We start from the raw sequence: 20271 nt of genomic DNA on the forward strand, positions 1-20271 counted from the left end.
ATCCGCTAGCATGCGCCCGTGTCAGCCAAGGCGCTCATCGGTGGCCTCGTCCTCGGCCTGGCCCTCGGGGCCGGGGGCTCTTACGCCGTCCAGACCTACGTGCTCGAGGCCCCCGCGTGCTCGGGCCGCTGCGGGTCCGGCACGGTGTGCGTCGAGGATCTGTGCGTCGCGGCGGAGCCCGAGATCGACGCGCCCGAGGCCGAGCCCGAGGAGCCGGCCAAGAAAAAGCGCAAGGGCAAGCGCAAGAAGAAGAAGGGGGCTGGGGCCGAAGCGGACGCGGAGGCGGGCGGCCCCGCGATCGACGACGACTCCGACGTGCCCGGCTTCGATCCCAGCGCCGACCGCAGCATCGGCGAGCGCGACGGGGTGGGGCGGCTCAGCGACGCCCAGGTCGACGCCGAGCTGGCCAAGCTCGACCGGCCCTTCCAGCGCTGCGTCCAGCAAGCCAGCGAGCGCGTCGACGATCTCGGTACGGGCAAGGTCAGCCTCAGCTTCGGCGTCGACGGCAAGGGCAAGGTCACGGGGGTCAACGTCTCGGCGCCCGCGAACCTGAAGGACGCGGGCATCGTCCCGTGCGTGCGCAAGGCGATCTTCGCCCACAAATTCCCCGCCTACGACGGGCCCGAGACCCGGGTCCGCTCGAGCTTCCACGTCGACTGAGAGGGTCGAGCTGGCGCCGCTCATCCTGCGCTCAACCTTGGTCGCGCAGGGTCTGGCCATGCAGATCGCACTCCGTCGTTCGTTTCGCTCGCTCCACCTGCTGTTCGTGCCCCTGGCGCTGAGCTCGGGCCTCGCCGGCTGCGAGGGGTCGACCCTCGACGAGGACCCGCCCGAGGTCCGCGAGTCCGTCCGCGGTGCGCGGGTCTGCGAGCTCTTCGAGCTGACCCTCGAGGGGGAGCACCTGGCCATGGACGTGTGGAACAGCGGCGACTTGCACGATTGCCCCGACGCGTGGCTGGCCGCGGTCGATCCCCAGCGCTACGCCGTGGGCGGCCCTCGGTGGCGCTCGGTCGACGAGCAGTACACCGTGGACGCAGACGGCGAGCCCGTCGGCTTCGACGCCGAAGCCCTCGAGGTGCCGGCGGGGCTCGGTCAGGACATGTTCCTGGCGGCCCAGGTGCTGTTGATGCCGCTCGCCGTGCTCGAGCACATGCTCGGCGTCGACATCGAGTCCCTCGACGATCTACCCCCGATGGTCCACCAGACCATCCTCGACGGGACCCTGGCCACCGAGGGCTACGCGATCAACGAGGTCGAGCGCGCGCTGACCACCCGCATGGTCCACCACGCGGGCAGCGAGGTGTTCGTCCTCGACGACGGCGAGTGCCGCTACGCGATGAAGTACTACACGAACATCGTCGACCCGACGCTCACCAACGAGGACGCGGTCGCGGAGCTCGGCGACAAATTCGAGCACCTGCCCCAGGGCTGGCGCTTCGAGGTCTTGAGCTTCGAGGAGGACCTGGTCGTCGCCGAGCTCGACGGCGTCGCGCACGTGATCGCCGACGAGTTTGGCAACTCCTACGATCGCTACGCGTGCGATTGATCGATGCCGCTGGTCTCGGGCGCGGCGAGGGCCGGGCCGCGGATGTGGACGGCGAGCCCGGGCGGGTCGAGGACCTCGAACGCGAGGGTCCAGCCGAAGCGCTCGCAGACCTCGGCGACGATCGCCAGGCCCAGGCCCGTGCCCGAGGGTCCACGCGAGCGCGCGTCGTCCTCGCTGACGTGGCGCTGGGCCAGGCGCGGGAGCTGGGCCGGGCTGAGCCCGGGGCCGTCGTCGATGACCGCGAGCTCGAAGCCCTCCTCGCCTTCGTCGAGGACCAGGGTGACCTCGCTGGTGGTGTGCACGATCGCGTTGTGGGCCAGGTTGGCGAGGGCCTGCTCGAGCGCGGCCGGCTCGCAGGTGGCGAGCAGGGGCCGCTGTGGCCAGCTGCCCCGCACCTTGATCCCGTGCAGCGCACCCAAGGTGGCGAAGCGCCCGACCACGCGACGCAGGACCTCGCCCAGATCCTGGGCGCGCTCGCTCGGCGCCAAGCCGTGCTCGAAGCGGCTGGCCAGGCGCAGGTTCTCGGTCAGCTGGGTCAGGTAGACGACGTCGTCGATGGACGCGGTCAGCTGCGCGCGGGTCGAGGGGTCCTCGGCCTCGCGGACCAGACCCTCGAGGCGCAGCTGCAGGGCCGCGAGGGGGGTGCGGACGTCGTGGGCGACGTCCTGGAGGTGGACCTCGAGGGCCTGGGTGCGCGCGTGCAGGGCGTCCGTGGTGGTCACGATCCGCTCGTGGCTGTGGGTGAGCTGCCGAGCCAAGCGCCCGAGGGCGTCGTCGCCCGGGGCCTCGATGGGCACGAAGTTCGCCGCGTCACCGACCTGCTCGGCCCGCTGGGCGAGGCGCTCGATCCGTGCGAGGAGCGGGCGGATCGCCACGAAGATCGCCAGCGCGCTGGCGAGGGCGAGCACGACGGTGAGGCTGAACACGAGCACCGAGGAGCCGCGGCGCCGGTTGGCCTCGGGGGCGCTCCACTCGAGGCGGAACAGCTCGCAAGGCCCCGGCGGCCCCAGTCGGGCCAGCGCGCGACCGCTCCGGGGCGGCGTCCGCGTCGCGGTCACGACGGCGTCCGAGCTCGCCCGCAGCTCGGCGACCAGCGCGGGGTCGAGGGCCGGGGCCGCGGGGTTGGCCGAGCGCAAGGTCGCGCCGTCGTAGGCGTAGATGGACTGGCCGTCCCCGCGGACTCGCCAGCTCGCAGGCTCGCGCAAGCAGGCGTCGACGCGGGATTGTTGCAGCGCCCCGTCTACGCTGAGGTTGGCCGCGCTCGCCAGCTCGGCCGCGTTCTTCGTGGCCAGGACGAAGACGAAGGTGCCGCCGAACAGGACCCCGAACACCGAGACGAGCAGCACCCGGGCGATCAGGCCGTGGGCCCGCCTCATGGCCTCGAAGCCTCGCTGGGCTCGAAGCAGTAGCCGACCCCGCGCACGGTCTGGAGGGCCTCTCCGGCGACGCCGAGCTTCTTGCGGATCCGCGCGATGTGGCTGTTGAGGGTGCGATCGCTGCGCCTGCCGTCGACGGGCAGGGCCGCCTCGGCCAGCTGCCGACGCGACATGACCCGCCCGGGGTTTTGGACCAAGGTGGCGAGGAGGTTGAACTCGTGGGCCGTGAGCTCGGCGTCGCGTTCGCCAACTCGGACCAGGCGGCGGTCGAGATCGAGGCGCACCTCGCCCCAACGCAGCTCGCGGCGCGAGCTCGGCCGCGCTTCACCGAGGCGCGCGCGGATCCTGGCGAGCAGCTCGTCCATGAAAAAGGGCTTGCTCATCCAGTCGGCCGCGCCGAGCTCGAAGCTGCGCAGGCGATCGTCGAGCTCCGTGCGCGCGGTCAGGACCAGCACGGGCACGCTCGAGCGCCCCCGCCGGGCCTCGAGCAGCTCGTAGCCGTCGCGCTCGGGCAGCATCATGTCGAGCACGACCAGGTCGAAGCCGCCGGCCAACATCTGGCGCATGCCCGAGGCGCCGTCGAGGCACAGCTCGCACGCGTAGCCGGCCCCGCGCAGCCCCCGGACGAGGCCGCTGGCGATGCCGGGGTCGTCCTCGATGATCAGGATTCGGCGGGGCTGGGCCACGCTCGAGCGTATCAAGGGGCCCGGCTGGCTCGGGGGAGGGGCGCTGAGCGGGCTCGGGGAATCGAGGCTTTTTCTCGCGCCGCGTCCCGTCGTAGCGTGGGCCCATGGCGACCATCCTCGTCACCGGAGCGTCCTCGGGCATCGGCCTCTCCACGGCGCGGCTGCTCGCCAGCCGGGGCCACCGCGTGTTCGGGACCAGCCGGCGCAGCCCCGAGGCGGTCGTCGCCAAGCTCGGCGCCCAGCCCTTCACCTTCGTGACCATGGACGTGCGCGACCCCGGCTCGGTCGCGGCCGCGATCGCCGAGGTCCACCGGCAGATCGCGGACGAGCTGGGCCCGGATCAGGGTCTCGACGTGGTCGTCAACAACGCGGGCATGGGCGTGGCCGGGGCCCTCGAGGACACCTCGGACGCCGAGGCCCTCGAGCAGCTGGACACCAACTTCCTCGGCGTCCACCGGGTGTGCCGGGCCGTGCTCCCCGACATGCGCGCGCGCGGGCGGGGGCGCATCGTCAACGTCGGCTCCCTCGCGGGCCGGATCACGCTGCCCTTCCAGGGCTTTTACAGCGCGAGCAAGTACGCGCTGTCGGCCTACACCGAGGCGCTGCGCATGGAGCTGCGGGCCTTCGGCGTGAGCGCGACGCTCATCGAGCCGGGCGACTTTCAGACCGGCTTCACCGACGCCCGCCAGCTCGCCGCCGCGAGCGAGGGCTCCGCCTACGCGCCGACCATGACCAAGACCATGGCGGTGTTCGAGGCCGACGAGCTCAGCGGCCGCAGCCCCGACGAGGTCGCGCGGGCCATCGCGCGGGCCATCGATGTCCGCAACCCGCGGGTCCGCTACACCGTCGGTCCGCTGGGTCAGCGCCTGGGCGTCATGCTGCGCAGCCTCATGCCCGAGCGGGTGTTCGAGGCGATCTTCTCGAAGCTGTACAAGCTCCGCTGAGGCCGGCCAGCCGGTCGTGGGGCGCGTGAGCCCGGCGTGCGCGCGGCAGGGATCAGTCGTCGGCCGAGCTGCACTGCCTCATCGAGTTCATCGAGCTCATCGACCGCGAGCGCGGTGGGTCTGTCTCGTGCCCTGACGAGAGCCCAGCAGAGGCTGGGTCCGTGGTTTTGGTTCGAGAGAGGCCACTGAGCCGCACCTGACACTTGGTCACTCGCGCACTCATCAACTCATTCACCGATCCCCGATCCAGAGAGAAGCCAACACCCATGACCTCGACCGCACTGCGCCGCATCACTGCGTTGATGGCGCTTCCACTCTTCCTCGTGCCGCTCTCGAGCGCCCAGGCCGGGCAGCTCACCCAGGGCGCCGGCGCGACGACCTCCGTCCACGCGACGATCGACGTCCACGTCGCCTTCCCGCCGACCCAGGACGAGCTCGACGAGCTCGACGAGGTGCTCCAGGAGAGCGCCCGGATGATCTGCGACGTGACCGAAGGCGGCGTGCTGATCACCGACTACAACCTGGCCAGCAATGGCTACTCCTCGGCGCACGCGGACATGTACGTCTACCCGCCGGACTGGAACAACAAGGCCGTGGTCAGCCCCTCGGGGCCCTTCGGCTTCGGGCGCTTCCTGACGGCCGTGTTCGGCCAGGGCCCGGGGGTGTGGGGCCACGAGTTCGCCCACCTGCTCCTCGGCCTCAAGGACCAGTACTTCGACCAGGACTTCAACTACGGCTGCGGCATTGGCCACGGCGTCGACGACGTGGTCGATCGCCACAACAACTCGATCCTTCAGTCCTACACGGCGCGCTGCTACGACCCGACGGTGATGAACAACGTCGCGGCCTACTCGAGCGAGTCGTGCACCAACGACCAGCACTGCATCGACAACGCCCCGGGCTTTCCCAAGTGCGGCGCGACGGCGCCGCTGACCTCGGAGCTCAACGTCCCGGCCAACTTCGAGTCCCGGCTCGGCGACAACAACTACCCCGGCCCGCGCCAGGGCGAGATGCTGTGGCTGCAGGCCAACGTCGGCGTCAACGTGCCCCAGGACGACTGGAGCGAGACCTCGCGGACCATCTGGTTCGTCGAGGCCGACGGGACCGAGGCCTGGAGCTACGACATCTACATCGACGCGCGCCAGACCGCGACGGGGACCTACGAGCTCCAGGCTAGATTGCGCGACGTCCAGGGCAGCGACAAGGTCGTCCTCGACTGGCAGGTCGACGGGACGGAGGTGGTCCCGACCCTCGAGGTCGAGTTCGACTCGATGGCCGCCTCATGCCGCGGGCACGCCTCGCTCCGCCCGGCGGACGCCGTGATCGTCGACGGGATCCCGACGGGCACCGACCAGGTGCAGCTGATCATCCCGGCCTCCGAGCTCAACGCCCCCGGCGCGACGGACATCATCCTCGACGTCACCCTCGACGGTGAGCTGTGCATGCACACCAACGACGACGCGATCTACATCTACTCGGCGACCTTCCCGGATCCCCTGCCGACGAACTCGGCGGCGGCCATGGGCGGGGCCTTCGTCGGGGCCAAGTACGACGCGAACTCGGACCCCGAGTACCTGCAGATCGAGCAGTGCGACTCCTACGCCGGGGAGCGCTTCAACTCCGTGACCCAGCTGTGGGAGGCGAGCAACCAGTGGGCGAAGGTCCGCAAGGAGGCGGCCAAGCGCTTCGCCAACACGCCCTGCGACATCACCAAGATCGGCGAGCTCGGCTACTGCTGCGACGCCCAGGCGGGCTGCAAGGACTCGAGCCACCAGTGCATCTACGGCGCCTGCGTCGATCCGGACGCGGTCTGTGACCCCGACGTCGACTCGCAGTGCGGCCGCCACCTGCTGGGCACGGGCTCCGACTGGGAGTACCTGCGCTACAACCTCGAGTACAACTGGCAGCGCTCCGCCCCGGGCTTCGCCAAGGACCTCGACCTCTCCTTCTTCATGCCCGCGGGCACGCCGAACTCGGACCCGCGCTCGCCCCTGACCGACTGCGTCACCCACACGGCGACGGTCCACCACGACTTCGACGCCTACGACACCGTGGCGCTGGTCCTCGATCGCTCGAAGTCCATGGACCAGGACCAGGGCTCGCGCAAGCGCATCGAGTGGGCCCAGCGGGCGATCTTGAAGTGGACCGACCACGTCGCCGACGGCGGCTCGGTGCAGGCCTCGCTGCGCAAGTTCAACCAGGACGCGCCGCCGGCGGTGTTCGGGTTCAAGACCGTGCTCGACGCCGTCGTGGGGGGCGAGACCGCGACGGAGATCGACAGCACGGCGATCGAGGAGTACCTCGAGGACATCGAGCCCGACGGCTCGACGGCCATCGGCGACGCCATCGACGCGGCCGTCGCCGCGCTCATGGCCCACGACGACCTCGATCCGAACTCGAGCAACAACAACGCGATCTTCCTGATCACCGACGGCGAGCAGACCAGCGGAGACAAGGATGTCTGCGACGCCCTCGAGGATGCGGCCAAGGACGACGTCCCGGTCTACATCGCGCCGGTCGGCTCGTTCAAGGAGGACGGCTTCGCCTGCGTCGAGGGCACGGGCGGCAAGCTGCTCGGGGCGGTCCTCGACCACGAGATCCCCGGGGCGCTGTTCGAGATGCACACGGACTACGAGGGCCAGGCCCTGTCCCTCGCCTACGAGCGCAGCGCCGTGTCCGGGCCCATGGGCGGCTACCCCTCGGACCGCAGCTACACGCTGCGCGTCGAGCCCAACGCCGAGGCGTTGAGCTTCCTGATCACCCCGGACTCGACCTACTTCAACACCTGGGACCTCGAGTTCACCCTCTCGGGCCCGCTGGGCGAGAGCATCACCGAGATCGACGCCAGCTACGTGACCGTCGACCCCAACGGCTACTCGATCAGCGTGCGCGTCCCGAACCCGAGCGCGGGCGACTGGGAGATGAAGCTCTCGGCGCCGAACATGCCCTCGAAGCTCGAGCCCGAGGTGCAGACGCTGATGGCCCGGGTCGAGCACCCGGGGCCGCGCTGCGACGCGCGCGTGGCTCAGCCGCTGATCGAGTCGAGCACGGACGCGGTCGAGATCACGGCCGGCGCGGTCTGGGACTACCCCCTGGCCGAGGGCGTGACCTACACGGCCACGGTCCGCGACCCCGCCGGGACCACGTCGACGGTCCCACTGACCGTCGACGAGGACGGCCTGGCCCGGGGCAGCTTCGACGGCTACTCGACCGACGGCATCTACCTCGTGCGCGTCAACTGTGACGTCGCCGACGACGCCAAGCACGCCTACGGCGAGGACGCGGACGGGCGGCTGACGGAGACGACCACGGTCGACTCGGGCTTCGAGCGCGTCCAGACCGTGGCCTTCACGGTCGACGCCGGCCTCTACCCCGACCCGATCGGGGACTGCGACGACGACGGCGTGAGCGACAGCGTCGAGGGCCTCGGCGACATGGACGGCGACGGCGTGCCGGACTACTGCGATCCGGACACGACGGCGACGAGATCCCCGACAGCGTCGAGGGCCTGCTCGACGGGACAAGCGACGGCGTCCTCGACTTCCTCGACGTCGACGCGGACGACGACGGCGAGCACGACAGCGTCGACGACGACTGGGAGGACGCCCTGTCGGGCGTGCGCTACGCCGAGGGCGACCTCAACGGCGACGGCCTCGTCGACCGCGTCTGGGGCGAGCCCGACTACGACTCCGGCCGCGGCCGCGTGGTCGTGGACTACGGCGGGGTCGGGGCGGACAGCAGCTACGGCCTGGACACCCCCGGCATCAACGGCGTGGCCGCGGTCGACGACCACTTCGGCGCGACGGTGACCATCGGCGACTTCGACGGCGACGGCTACGACGACCTGGGCGTGGGCACGCCGGACTCGGACTACTCGGGCCTGACCGAGGCCGGGACCATCAACGTCATCTACGGCTCGTCGACGGGCCTGACGACCCTGGGCGACCAGTACCTGAGCAGCGACAGCCCGGGGATCAACGGCGTCGCCGAGACCAGCGAGCGCTTCGGCCTGCGCCTGTCTCACGGCGACTTCAACTGCGACGGCTACGACGACCTGGTGATCGGCGTGCCCGACGAGTCGGTCGGCAGCACCGTCGACGCGGGGGCGGTGCACGTCATCTACGGCTCCGCTGGCGGCCTCTCGACGGTCAACGACCTGTGGTACCAGGGCAACTCCGGGGTCAACGGCAGCTCCGAGGCGGGCGACCGCTTCGGAGAGACCGTCGCGGCCGGAGACTTCGACGGCGACAGCTGCGACGACCTGGTGATCGGCGCGCCGACGGAGAACTGGGGCTCGACGGTGGACGCGGGCAACGCCTACGCGATGTACGGCGGCGCCACGGGCCTGAGCACGACGGGCGACTGGACGGTGATCCAGGGCGTCATCTTGGGGGCCATCGGCGTCGACGAGTTCTTCGCCACGCGCTTGTGGGCCGAGGACCGCAACGACGACGGCTACGACGACCTGCTCGTCATGACCCCGGGCGACCCCTGCGGCGTGGGCGAGAAGGGCTTCAACGAGGTGTTCGGCTCGGCCTCGGGCCTGAGCGCGACCGGCAGCACCTGGACTTGCGAGGTGCATCGTGACTGAGCGTCGACGCCTTCGAGTGGCCGCGGCGCTCGCCGCCCTCGGCCTGGCCGGCCTCGTCGTCGCGGGCGTGGCCTGGACCCGAGGGGGCGGGAGTGAGGGCTCGGCCCGGGGCGAGCTGCCCCCGGAGGCCCTCACCGACACCCGGGGCCAGTGGGCGGAGGTCGTCCACTACGGGGCGATTCCCTCTCGACCCGTCGACCCGGCCTCGCCCGGCTTCGAGGGTCGGGAGGACGACGACTGGCAAGAGCTGTCCGCGGACGAGCGCCGCGAGCGAGCCGAGCGGGCGGTCGAGGAGCAGCTGGCGGTGATCGAGGCCAGCGTCGACGAGGCGGAGCGCGAGCAGTTGCGCGCCCGAGCGTTCATGGACCTGTCCGCGGCGCGGGCCGAGTTCTTCGCCACCGAGGCGGGCGAGCGCCGCTACCTCGAGCTCGAGCTCCGGCTCGAGGGCTGAGGGCGGGTTTGACCCCGCGCTCGAACGCCGGCCGTCCCCAGGGGCGGCCGGCGTCTTTGCTCAGGGGCAGCCGTCGGTGATGTCGCCGACGTAGAGGCGGACGTCGCGGAGCTCCGCGCCCTGGCCGTCGTAGATCCACGCCACGTCGTAGGGCCCGCCGTCCATGGCGTAGGAGATCGAGCCGAGCACCCCGCCGACGCAGTCGTCGTCGGCGAGCTCGAGGTCGGTGAGCTCGTAGACGTTGACCCCGGTGCCGAAGGCCCCGACGGTCACGGGCGCGGAGGGGTCCACGGTCGAGTCGAGCACGGGCAGATCGACGGGCTCGATCTGGAACAGATCGACGGGCAGGTTGACGGAGCAGCCGCTGTCGTTGAGGTCGATGACCAGGGTCGTGAACTGGGTCGTGAAGGTCTGCTCGTTGAGCTCGTGATCCACGTAGAGGTAGACCCGCTCGCCGCCGCCGATCGACGAGGGCCCGGGGACCGCGAGGGCGGCCGCGCCGTTGTCGGTGAGCGGGGAGGGGAAGTCGCTGGTGCTGGCGAGCAGGCGGAACAGCTCCGCGGTGGTCGCGGGCTCGCAGCTCGAGGTCGTCTCCTCGGTGCTCTCTTCGGTCTCGGTGGTGGTGTCCGTCGAGTCGCCGCTGCTGTCCTCGGTGGCCTCGTCGGTCAGGTCGCCGAAGCTGGTCTCCTCGTCGCCGTCGTCGTCGCTGGGGCAGGCGAGGAGGGGGAGGGCGAGGAGGGGGAGGGTGAGCAGGGGGCGGGCGAGGGCAGGCAGGGCCAGGGAGCGGGAGCCGGGGGCGGGCATCGGGGCGATCATCGGCCCGGGACGCGGGCCTTGTCCAGGCGCGTGCGCGCTCGGTCGTCCCGACTATACTCGGGGGGTGGGAGCTGCGAGCCTGCGTGGATCGGCCGTCGCTGCGGCTCTGAGCCTGAGCCTGGGCCTGAGTCTCGGCCTGAGCGTGGGCGGGTGTCAGGGGGAGCGCCGCCCGAGCACGCCCGGCTGCGAGCCCGAGGCCCTCGATCGTCTGGGCGAGCGCCTCGCGCTGATCCCCGTGTCCGAGCGAGGTCGCCAGGTCTGGCCCGGGGTCGAGGGCGCGTGCCCGCGCTTGCCCGAGACCTTCCGCCGCCACTTCGATCCCATGCACACCGCGGAGGCGGGGACCCGCTTTCTCCGCGAAAGCTCCATGCCCGAGACGCCGCTGACCAAGGCGCGCGAGGAGGCCCTCGCGGCCGAGCGCGTCGCGCTCGAGGCCAAGGCCTGCCCCGCGCGGGCCAAGCTGCGCGGGGTCGGTCGCGGGGACGCGGCGCAGGCCCGGGCCGAGGCGGTGTTCGAGACCTGCGGGTTCGACCGCTTCGGGGTCGTGGACGCCCAAGCGCTCGGGCCGACGCCGGGCGTGATGAGCTTCGCCCTCTACCAGTGGTTCCTCGACCAGGGGCTGAGGCCGGCGAGCGCCCAGCCCGTGGTCCGGGCCCTCTACGGCCTCGAGGCCTCGGCGGCCCAGGGGGTCACGCGGCCCTCGGGGCTGCGCCTGCCGGAGGTCCAGGGCGGGCCGTGGCAGGCCGAGTGGGGCCAGGAGCCGCAGCGCGGGGGCGGGGCCGAGACGATCGTCATCGGCGTCGCCGCTGACGGCATCTTCGTCAACGCAGAGCAGGTCCACGTGTTCGAGGGCGATCGGGCCTACGGGGACTACGAGGCCGACTACCCCGTGCTGATCCCCCAGCTCTACGACGAGCTCGAGCGCTGGTCCCTGGGCGCCCGCGAGGCCGCAGCGGCGACGGGGGACGAGTGGGTGGGGACGGCGGTGCTCGTCGTCGACGCGCCGGCCCCTTACGCGACGGTGATCAACGTGCTGCACTCGGCCCGGGGCGCGGGCTACGAGCGCTACGCCTTCGCCGTCGAGCCCGAGGGCTTCCGCAACCGCTACGTGCCCACCCACGCGCCGGGCGGCTACCGCGTCCTGGACGACGTGAAGCCGGGCGACCGCGGCCACGACTCCCGCTACGCCCCGGACACCCTCAGCCTCGAGCTGATGAACTCGGGCCTGACCCTGCGCTCGCGGGTCGGCCTGGACCTGAGCGCGCAGCACCCCCGGGGCTCGACCGAGGCGGTCGCGCAGTGGGCCGAGACCTTGCGGGCGCTCGAGCCCAAGGCGCGGCGCGTGGTGATCTCGGCCTACGACACGATCACGACGCAGGAGCTGCTGGCGGCGATCGTGGCCGCGCGGGGCCCCGAGTGCGGGGCCGCCGAAGACCCCGCCTGCGCCTTGCCCGAGGCCGTGCTGCTCACCGAGTACGCCCACGAGGACGAGTCCGCTGGCGGGACGATCTACGTCAGCGGCCGCTTCGCGCACTCCGAGCGGGTGTTCCCCGGCGAGGTCCTCGACTACTCGGACGAGGCGCGCGGGTACGGGCACGAGGACGCGGACTCCGAGCCGCCCAAGACCGCGCTGGGTGTGCGCGTGATCGTCCCAGAGGTGGAGGGCGCCGTCGATGCGCTGCTCGTCCACCGGGTGGTCCGAGCGCGGCTGTCGGGGCTGCTCGCCTGCTTGGACGACGGGACCTTCGAGGAGACGGGACCCGTCGGCCAGCTGATCGTCGCGCTCGCCCTCGACGGCGAGGGGGCGGTGCAATCGGCGACCCTGGGCGAGAGCACCGTGCCGGGGGACGCGGCCGCGCCGTGTGTCGTCCGCAGCTTCGAGGGCCAGCGCTTCCCGGCGCCCCTCGACGGGAAGCCGGCGTCGGTGCGCGTGCCCCTGGAGCTGCGCTGGGGCTACGAACCAGCGACGCGCTGAGGCGCGGGGCAGGGGGTCTCGGTCGGGAGCTCGAGGGTGAAGCAGGTGCCCACGCCGAGCTCGGTCTCGAAGCTCAGCCGGCCGCCGTGCTCCGTGGCGATGCCGTGGCTGATCGCCAGGCCCAAGCCCGTGCCCTTGTCCCGGGCCTTGGTCGTGAAGAAGGGGTCGAAGAGCTGGGCGCGGGCGGACTCGGGGATGCCCGGGCCGCGGTCGCGGACCTGGAAGCGGACCCAGGTCGCCCCTTCGCGCTCGCAGGCGTCGACCTCGAGCTCGAGGGTCATGCGCTCTCGGGGCAGCTCGGCCTCGACGAGGGCGTCGCGGGCGTTGGTGACCAGGTTCATGAGCACCTGCTGGATCTGCTGGGGGCGGCAGGGGACCTGGGGGAGGGCCGGCGCGAAGCGGGTGCGCAGCTCGACCCCGTCGCGGCGGAGGATGGTCTTGACCAGCAAGGAGCTGGCGTCGACGAGCTCCCGGGGCGCGACGCGCTCGAGGGCGGGGGCCTGCTCTGAGCCCTCGCGGCGCGCGAAGGTCAGCAGGCCGCGGACGAAGGTCGTCACGCGCTCGGACTCGTGGATGATCTCGCGGGCGAATTCGTCGACGGTGGCCTCGTCGCAGGACTCACCGCGGAGCAGCTCGGCGTAGTTGCGGATGCCCTGGATGGGGTTGTTGATCTCGTGGGCGACGCCGCTGGCGAGGGTGCCGATGCTCTCGAGGCGCTGCTGCTGGCGGAGCTTGGCCTCGAGCGCGGCCTTGCTCTGCTCGGCGACGCGGCGCTCGTGGATGTCGGTGAGCACGGCGAGGACGCGGGCGAAGTCGCTGCTGCCCGAGTCTGCGCCGGACTCGGAGCCCTCGCGGCCGAGGACGTTGGGGCTCAGGGGGTTGAGCCGGACCATGGTCCAGCGCTCCGGGGGGCTGGGCTGGACTGGGGCTGGGGCGCGGGGGGAGCTCGGCGGCGGGATGGCGAGGCACAGCTCGAGCTCGCGCAGCTCCTTGGTGTCGAGCACCTCGGCGAAGCACCGCCGCCAGCGCTCGAGGCCCTCGGGGTGGTCGGGGTGGATGAGCCCGGCGAAGCTCGAGCCGAGCACCTCGTCGAGGCCCGCGTGGGCGCCGAGGGTCGTGTCGACCAGCTCGACGCTGGCGTCGAGGTCGAGGACGGCGATGCTGTCGGGGACGCCGTCGATGAGCGAGCGCAGGCGCTGCTCGCTGCGCTGCAGCCGGGCGAACAGGCGCGCGTTCTGGAGCGCGTTGCCGGCCTGGGCGAGGACCATGTCGAGGATCTCGACGCGCTTGCGCGTGAAGGCCCGGGGCCCGTGCTCGTTCTCCAGCACGATCAGCGCGACGAGCTCGCCGCGGTGGGTCATGGGCGTGCACAGCAGCGAGGGCACGCCGGTGCGCACGATGTAGGGGTCGACGGAAAAGCGCGGGTCCTCGCGGGCGTCGTCGAGGACCTCGGGGCGCAAGGTCCGGGCGACGTAGCGGGCGACGGAGGCGGGCAGGCGATCGCCCGCGCGCTCGAGCTCGAGGGGGGCGGCGAGGGTCTCTTCGGTGGCCAGGGTGTCGCCCTCGGCGACCACGGCCAGGGTGCCGCCGCGCTCGAGCAAGATCAGCCCCCGGCTCGCGCCCGCGTTCTCGATGGCGCTGGCGAGCACGCGGCGGACGACCTCTTCCAACCGCAGCTCTTCGCCGATCGCCCGCAAGGTCGCGAGCACGGAGTCGAGGTCGAGGACGTGGTCGCTCTCGGACACGGAGCGGTGGGTGTCGAGGCGAGGGCGGGGCGGGAGCCCGATGCGGCTGGTCGTCGAGGTGTTGGGGGCCCGGGGCGCGCGGGCCTCGGAGGTGGTCCGCGCCAGGGTCGTGGTCGCGGTGCTGAGGATCGACGCGTGGGTCTCGGCCGAGAGCACCTCGGGGAACTCGTAGTCCATGCGCGCGACGACGGCCTGGGCCCCCCAGCGGGCGTAGCTGCGCCGGGCGCTGACCCGCATGGCGTGGGCCAGGGAGCCCCAGCCGCGGGCCTCGGCCAAGCAGGCGAGGCGCTCGCAGGCCAGCCCCGCGAGGCCGTGGACCCCGCTGCGCGCGCTCTGGGCGTGGGCGCGCTCGTAGTGGGCGAGGGCCCGCTCGGGCCGCCCGTCGACACGGGCGAGCTCGCCGGCGACGAGCTCGGCCATGGGCTCGTAGTTGATGGCGCAGGCCCGGGCCCACTTGCGGAGCAGCCGCAGGCGCTGGCGCATCCGTCGACGCATGCGCCAGCGCTCCCGCGCCGAGCTGCTGCGCGCGTGGCGGTAGCTGGCGAACAGCGCGCTGGCCATGGCGTGCTCGGCCGTCAGCCACATCCCGACCAGGTCGCGCTCGAAGCGGTGGGCGATGGGCTCGGCCCGCTCGACGGCCCGCTCGCGCTCGCCGAGCAGCCACAAGCCGTAGCTCTCGAGGTGGATCAGGCTGGTCCGCTCGACCCGGGCGGCCTTGCGCTGGAGCACGTAAAAGCCGGGGCCCGGGATGACGCCGGGGCGCCAGTCTCGAGCGCTGAGGGTGTCCGCGAAGTGGGTGGCGATGGCGGTCGCGGGCTGGTCGAGGAGCTCCAGGGAGCCCGCCCCGGGCAGGTTCTGGACCCGGCGCGCGACCTCGAGGACCTCGCGCAGGTGCATGCCCGAGGACAATCGATAGCCCATGCTCGGGCCGAAGCCCTGGGTCGCGTTGAGGCGGTCGCCGGCCTCGAGGGAGTAGCGCAGCAGGTCGAGCTGCTCTTGGTGGAGCTCGGCGAAGGGCCGGTGCCGCGGCGCCGTCAAGATGGAGTAGGCGTAGCGGACCCGCGACTGCGCCTGGGGCGGCAGGGCCCGGGCCTCGGCGTAGCGGACCGCGAGCTGGCCCAGGCGCGCCCCGTGGGTCGAGCTGAACAGCGCGGTCACGATGTAGGCGAACTGGGCGAAGGCGTCGACGAGGGCGGGGTGGTGGCCGCGGCGCAGGAGCATGCGCGCTTGCAGGGCGAGGAGCCAGGCGAAGTGCGGCGCGCTGACGCTGAACGCGGTCCGCGAGGCGATGGTCAGGAGCTGGATGCGGGTCAGCTCGAGGGGGTCGTCGACGGGGCGCAGGGCCATGAGCGCGTCGAGCTCGACGGCGCGGACCAGGGCGAAGGAGCGCAGCGCCGCAGCGAGCACGCGCACGGGGTGGACCTTGGCGGGGATGTCGACGCCGAGCTCGCGCAGGCCGGCGGTCGCGAGGGCGAAGGCGTCGGCGTTGCGCCGCTGGATCGACAGGATCTCGGCCCGACGCACGGCGACCTTGGCCCGCTCGATGGGCGAGAGCTCGAGGCGCTCGAGGGCCTCGAAGGCCGCGGCCTCGGCCTCGGTCTCGCCGGACAGGCCGATGGCCAGGGCGCGGCCGAAGTAGGCCCGAAAGTGACCCGCGCGGCCCGAGCGGGCGGCGTCGGGGTGGCCCGCGAGCCGCGACTCGATCAGCCCGACGGCGTCCTCGAAGTAGCGCCGCGCCGAGCTCCACGCCCCCGCGTCGAGGGCGGCCTGGCCCGCGCGCAGCAGCCAGGGCTCGACGGCGCCGTCGTCCCCGCTGGACCGGTCGAGCCCCGAGGTCAGCGGTCGACCGAGCTGCTCGCTGAGCTGCTCGGGATCGAGCGCGCCCGCGAGCGCGGCCTGGAGCTGATCGGCGATGGCGAAGGTCTGTTCATCGCTGACGCTGCGCTCCCCGTCGCGGACGCTGTCGGCGTCGACGCGGGCGAGCAGGGCCCGGGCGATGCGGGCATGGACGAGGGCGCGGGCGTCGGCCTCGAGGGCCGCGATCGCGGCCTCTTGCAAGCGATCGTGGACGAAGGCGTAGGTCCGCGGCCCCCGCGAGTGGATCAGCCCGGCGGCCTCGAGGGTGTAGAGCCCCGCGATCAGCTCGGCGCGCGACAGGCCCTCGCGGGCGCTGACCTCCCCGAGCAGCTCGAGCTCGAAGTCCGCGCCCTGGCAGCCGGCGATGGCGAGCAGGTGGCGGTCGGTCTCCGACAGCCGCGCGAGCTTCGACGCGAGCACGCCGAGGATGTCGTCGGGGATGCCCGCGCTGGCGATGGCCTCGAGGTCCCAGCGCCAGCCCTCGAGGCTCGGCCGCAGCAGCCCGCGCTCGCCGAGGTGGACCAGGAACTGACGCAGGAACAGGGGGTTGGCGTCGGTCTTGCGGACCAGCAGCTCGGCCAGGGGCGCGACGGCCTCGGCGTCGCGGCCGAGCAGGTCGCCGAGCATGGCCTCGACGGCGCGCCGATCGAGGGGCCCCAGGCGCAAGGTCGGGGCCTCGAGCTCCCGGGCCCTCACCAGGGCGGGGTGGTCCGCGCGAATCTCCCCGGTGCGGTAGGCGAGGATGAACAGCACGGCGCCGAGGGAGGACTGGCCGAGCAGGCGCGCGAGCAGCTCTCCGGTCCCGCCCTCGCTCCACTGCAGGTCGTCGATGATCACCACCAGGGGCGCCGGGGCGGACAGGGTCGCGAACAGGCGCTCGAAGGCGAGGTGCAGGCGGTTGCGGCCCTCGGCCAGATCGAGCTCGGGGGCCGCCTCGACCTCGCCGAGGATCAGCGCGAGGGGAGGGATGCGCTCGGTCAGCATGCTGGCGACGGCGCCCAGGCCCCGGCGCAAGCGCTTTCGCCACCGGCTCAGGGCGTGCTCGCTGCGCGTGAGCAGCTGCTCGAAGTAGGTGCTCAGCCCGGCCAGCAGCGCGGCGTAGGGGCTGTCCCGGGCGTCGAGCTGAAACTTGACGTGGACGGCCGTGCTGCCCTCGGCGATCATCGGCGCGTCGAGCTCGCGGATCAGCGCCGACTTGCCCTCTCCAGGCGCGCCGCTGATCAGCAGCAGCTGGGGCGTGCGGGCCTCCCGGAGCCGAGCGAAGTGTTCGCGCAGCGCCGCCTGCTCGGGCTCGCGGCCGTAGAGCTGGTGGGGCATCAGCAAGGTCGCGCTGTAGTCCGCCGAGCCCAGGGGGAAGTCGGGCTCGGCGTTCTGGCCGAGGGCCGCGGCGAGGCGCTCGAGGTCCGCGAGCAGGCCCCGGGCCGACTGGTAGCGGTGCTCGGGGGCCTTCTCGAGCAGCTTCATGACCATCGCGGACAGCAGCGCGGGCAGGCCCTCGCGCAGCTCCTGGGGCGGCCTCGGTCGCCGGGCGAGGTGGGCGTGGATGAGCTGCTGGGGGATGTCGGTCTCGAAGGGGCGGCGGCCGGTGAGCAGCTCGTAAAAGGTCGCGCCCAGGGAGTAGAGGTCGCTGCGCAGATCGACCTCGCGCCGGGTCTTGCCGGTCTGCTCGGGCGAGATGTAGGGCAAGGTCCCGGCGATCACGTCGGGGTCGTGGACCAGGCGGCGCTGGCTCTCGAGCAGCACGGAGATGCCGAAGTCGGCGATGTAGACCTTGCCCGTGCCCGCCTCGATCAGGATGTTGCTGGGCTTGATGTCGCGGTGGATGATGCGGCGCTCGTGGACCTTGGCCAGGCCCGCGGCCAGGCGCGTCGCCACGCGTAGGAAGGTGGGCAGGGCCATGGGCTTGCCGCCCGCGAACTCGGCCAGGTTCTGGCCCTCGACGTAGTCGAGCAAGAGCACCAGCTGATCGCCGCTGCGCTCGATGCCGCGGGCGCGCACGACCTCCGGGATGTCCAGTGCCTGCAGCAGGCCAAACTCGTGCTCGACCCGGGCCCGGCTGGCCTCGTCCTCGAGCTCGAAGACCTTGGCGACCACCGAGGTGCCGTCGCTCTCACGACGCGCGGCGTAGACCTGGGCGCGCGTCGAGGCGCTCAAGCGCTGCAACGTCACATGACCCGGGAGCGGGAGGACCACACCCCATCATAGTGCGCCCAGCAGCACGACCGCGCCCGTCCTTGGGGCGTGGGGGCTCGCGCGGGGCGATTGTCGTTGCCGGGTGCGTTCGCGCCCCCCGTCGAGTCAGAGCATCCGCGACCAAAGCGGCCGGGTGACCAGCAAACCCAGGAACATCATCGCCGGCCCGCGCTTTTTCTTGCCCCACAAAAAGTCGAACTGGGCGCGCAGGAAGGGCTTGCCGAGGAAGGCGTCGGCGAGGGCCTCGGACTCCCGGGCGTTGATGGCGAGGAGCTCCTCGCGCGTCATGTCGCCGCGGTAGCTCCGCCCGCCGCCGGCCTCGATGGCCGCGCGGGCCCGGGCGTGGGCGGCGTCTTGGAGTTTGTCGTGGTCGACGAGCTCGGTCACGAAGCCGGCGGCGAAGGCCTCGGCGGCGGTCGGCTTCCAGCCCTGCGCGCCGAGCATGCGCTCGGCGTTGCGCGCGTCCATGATCTTGGCGAAGAGCACGGACGAGCAGCCCTCGGGGGTGATGCCCAGGCGCGCGAAGGGGGTCGAGAAGGTCGCCTTGTCCGACGCCACGATGGCGTCGCACAGCGTCGCCGAGGTCACCGCAGCGCCGATCGCCGGGCCGTTGGCGGCGACGATGATCGGCTTGGGGAAGTTGATGAAGGTGTCGAACAGGCCTCGGTTGCGCTCGATGATGAACGCGCGGAGTTTCTTGGGGTGCTCGGGGCGCATGACGCCGCTGAGGTTGACCCCGGCGCAGTAGTAGGGGTCGGCCCCGGTGAGGATGACGGCCTCGGTCTCGTCGGCGTCCGCGAGCCGAGCCAGCGCCTCGTAGAGGGCGGTCATCATCTCGACCGTCCAGCCGTTGAGGCGGCGGGGGTTGTTCATGGTCAAGGTCGTGACACCCTCGCGGGTGGACTCGAGGAGCAGCTCGGAGGCCATGGCGGCGGAGCATACCCGAGGGCCAACGCAGTTCCAGGGGGCCCTGGGGGGATGCGAAGGGAGCGCTGGGCTGGGGTCGGCGTTGGCGCGGAGGGTAGACTGTGGTCATGGCGCGCAGCGACGCGGGGGACGCGGGGGACGAGCGGCTCGAGGACGGCATGTCGGGGCACCTGGTCACGGCGACGACGGTGTTCGCGATGACCCTCGGGATCCCGGCCGCGCAGCTCGAGTCGGCCACGGGCCTGAGCATGGCCGAGCTGACCGATCCGGACGCGCGCCTGCCCAACGTGACCGTCGCCAAGATCTGGCCGCTGATGCTCGCGGCCCAGCCCGAGCGCAGCTTGCCCCTGGCCATGGCCACGGCGGCGCCGCGGGACTACATGGGCCCGCTCGCCTACGGCATGCAGTACGTCGACAGCCTGCGCGAGGCGATCGCGTGCATGAACACCTACCGCAAGGTGCTCTCGTCCGAGCTCGAGTTTGGCGAGGAGCTGCGCCCGGGGCAGACGGTGTGCTGGTTCACCCACCCCAACGACGCCCTCGACGAGGGCGCGAGCGGGCTGGTCGGCCTGGCCCTGGGCTTTCGCTTCGTCACCGACCTGCTCGCCATGCCCGACGCCGTCGCTGGCGTCGAGCTCTACGGCCGCCCCCTCGGCCCGGCCGCGGACTACGAGGCCTTCTTCGGGGTGCCGGTGCGCTTCGAGACCGGGCGCCTGGCCATGGTGTTCCGCAGCGACCGCATGGACGCGCGCCCGCCCAGCTGCAATCCCGAGATCTACGCCTACATCCAAAAGCGCCTCGACCTGGCCCGAGAGCGCCTGCGCGTGGCCGACGGCCTCGGCGGGGTGCGCGAGGCCATGGCCCGCCTGGCGACGCGCTCGGAGTACGGGGCCGAGGCCCTGGCCAAGGAGCTGGGCATGAGCCTGCGCGCGCTCCAGCGCCACGTCGCCGCCGAGGGCACGACCTTGCGCGGGCTCATCGACGAGATGCGCGAGGCCAACGCCCGCGAGCTGCTCACCGATCGCCGGCTGAGCGTCGAGGAGGTCGCCTTCTTGCTGGGCTACTCCGACGAGCGGGCCTTTCGGCGGGCCTTCAAGCGGACCAGCGGGTCGACGCCGGCGCAGTACCGCCGCAGCCTGCGGCCGCGGATCTGAGTGGGGCCAT

The 20271-nt window shown here is 72.3% G+C and carries 13 protein-coding genes; 8 read left to right on the forward strand and 5 right to left on the reverse strand.

Going from position 1 to position 20271, the window contains the following annotated elements:
- Positions 1 to 18 precede the first annotated feature (18 nt).
- Positions 19 to 660 (forward strand): hypothetical protein, encoded by a 642-nt coding sequence (locus PPSIR1_RS14725; protein ID WP_006971870.1) that lies wholly within the window; start codon positions 19 to 21, stop codon positions 658 to 660.
- Between the two features lie 58 nt (positions 661 to 718).
- A complete protein-coding gene (locus PPSIR1_RS14730; RefSeq protein ID WP_157595558.1) occupies positions 719 to 1546 on the forward strand; it encodes a hypothetical protein in 828 nt (275 codons plus the stop codon).
- Here PPSIR1_RS14730 and PPSIR1_RS14735 read toward each other — a convergent pair.
- Positions 1531 to 2922, reverse strand: coding sequence for a sensor histidine kinase (locus PPSIR1_RS14735; protein ID WP_006971872.1), 1392 nt, complete (start codon positions 2920 to 2922; stop codon positions 1531 to 1533). The two genes, PPSIR1_RS14730 and PPSIR1_RS14735, sit on opposite strands and share 16 nt — an antisense overlap.
- Positions 2919 to 3608, reverse strand: a complete 690-nt coding sequence (locus tag PPSIR1_RS14740) for a response regulator transcription factor (RefSeq protein WP_006971873.1) — start codon at positions 3606 to 3608, stop codon at positions 2919 to 2921. The genes PPSIR1_RS14735 and PPSIR1_RS14740 overlap by 4 nt, the downstream gene beginning before the upstream one ends.
- A 104-nt stretch (positions 3609 to 3712) precedes the next feature.
- Between PPSIR1_RS14740 and PPSIR1_RS14745 the strand changes: the two genes are divergently transcribed.
- The 4 genes from PPSIR1_RS14745 (at position 3713) to PPSIR1_RS14760 (ending at position 9594) form a co-directional block, all read left to right on the forward strand.
- The gene (locus tag PPSIR1_RS14745) at positions 3713 to 4552 is read left to right on the forward strand and encodes an SDR family oxidoreductase (RefSeq protein WP_006971874.1); all 840 of its coding nucleotides are present in this window, start codon (positions 3713 to 3715) and stop codon (positions 4550 to 4552) included.
- A 266-nt stretch (positions 4553 to 4818) separates the two neighbouring features.
- Positions 4819 to 8361: a vWA domain-containing protein gene (locus tag PPSIR1_RS50155; RefSeq protein WP_086001336.1), complete on the forward strand. Its 3543-nt coding sequence runs from the start codon at positions 4819 to 4821 to the stop codon at positions 8359 to 8361.
- Positions 8358 to 9143, forward strand: coding sequence for an integrin alpha (locus PPSIR1_RS42735; protein ID WP_232296483.1), 786 nt, complete (start codon positions 8358 to 8360; stop codon positions 9141 to 9143). The genes PPSIR1_RS50155 and PPSIR1_RS42735 overlap by 4 nt, the downstream gene beginning before the upstream one ends.
- The gene (locus tag PPSIR1_RS14760; protein WP_198154515.1) at positions 9136 to 9594 is read left to right on the forward strand and encodes a hypothetical protein; all 459 of its coding nucleotides are present in this window, start codon (positions 9136 to 9138) and stop codon (positions 9592 to 9594) included. The genes PPSIR1_RS42735 and PPSIR1_RS14760 overlap by 8 nt, the downstream gene beginning before the upstream one ends.
- 60 nt (positions 9595 to 9654) lie before the next feature.
- Here PPSIR1_RS14760 and PPSIR1_RS14765 read toward each other — a convergent pair whose 3' ends face one another.
- Positions 9655 to 10398 (reverse strand): hypothetical protein, encoded by a 744-nt coding sequence (locus PPSIR1_RS14765; RefSeq protein ID WP_157595559.1) that lies wholly within the window; start codon positions 10396 to 10398, stop codon positions 9655 to 9657.
- Between the two features lie 76 nt (positions 10399 to 10474).
- Between PPSIR1_RS14765 and PPSIR1_RS14770 the strand changes: the two genes are divergently transcribed.
- Entirely contained in the window at positions 10475 to 12385 is a 1911-nt protein-coding gene (locus PPSIR1_RS14770; protein ID WP_157595560.1) for a hypothetical protein, read from the forward strand.
- Here the strand turns inward: PPSIR1_RS14770 and PPSIR1_RS14775 are convergent.
- Both PPSIR1_RS14775 and PPSIR1_RS14780 read right to left on the reverse strand, forming a co-directional pair.
- The gene (locus PPSIR1_RS14775; protein ID WP_198154516.1) at positions 12364 to 18141 is read right to left on the reverse strand and encodes a protein kinase domain-containing protein; all 5778 of its coding nucleotides are present in this window, start codon (positions 18139 to 18141) and stop codon (positions 12364 to 12366) included. The two genes, PPSIR1_RS14770 and PPSIR1_RS14775, sit on opposite strands and share 22 nt — an antisense overlap.
- Before the next feature lie 144 nt (positions 18142 to 18285).
- Positions 18286 to 19107, reverse strand: coding sequence for an enoyl-CoA hydratase/isomerase family protein (locus PPSIR1_RS14780; protein WP_006971881.1), 822 nt, complete (start codon positions 19105 to 19107; stop codon positions 18286 to 18288).
- A 107-nt stretch (positions 19108 to 19214) separates the two neighbouring features.
- Between PPSIR1_RS14780 and PPSIR1_RS14785 the strand changes: the two genes are divergently transcribed.
- A complete protein-coding gene (locus PPSIR1_RS14785) occupies positions 19215 to 20261 on the forward strand; it encodes an AraC family transcriptional regulator (protein ID WP_006971882.1) in 1047 nt (348 codons plus the stop codon).
- The last annotated feature ends 10 nt before the right edge of the window (positions 20262 to 20271 follow it).

This window comes from Plesiocystis pacifica SIR-1 (genome assembly GCF_000170895.1).
Taxonomy (GTDB): Bacteria; Myxococcota_A; Polyangia; order Nannocystales; family Nannocystaceae; genus Plesiocystis; species Plesiocystis pacifica.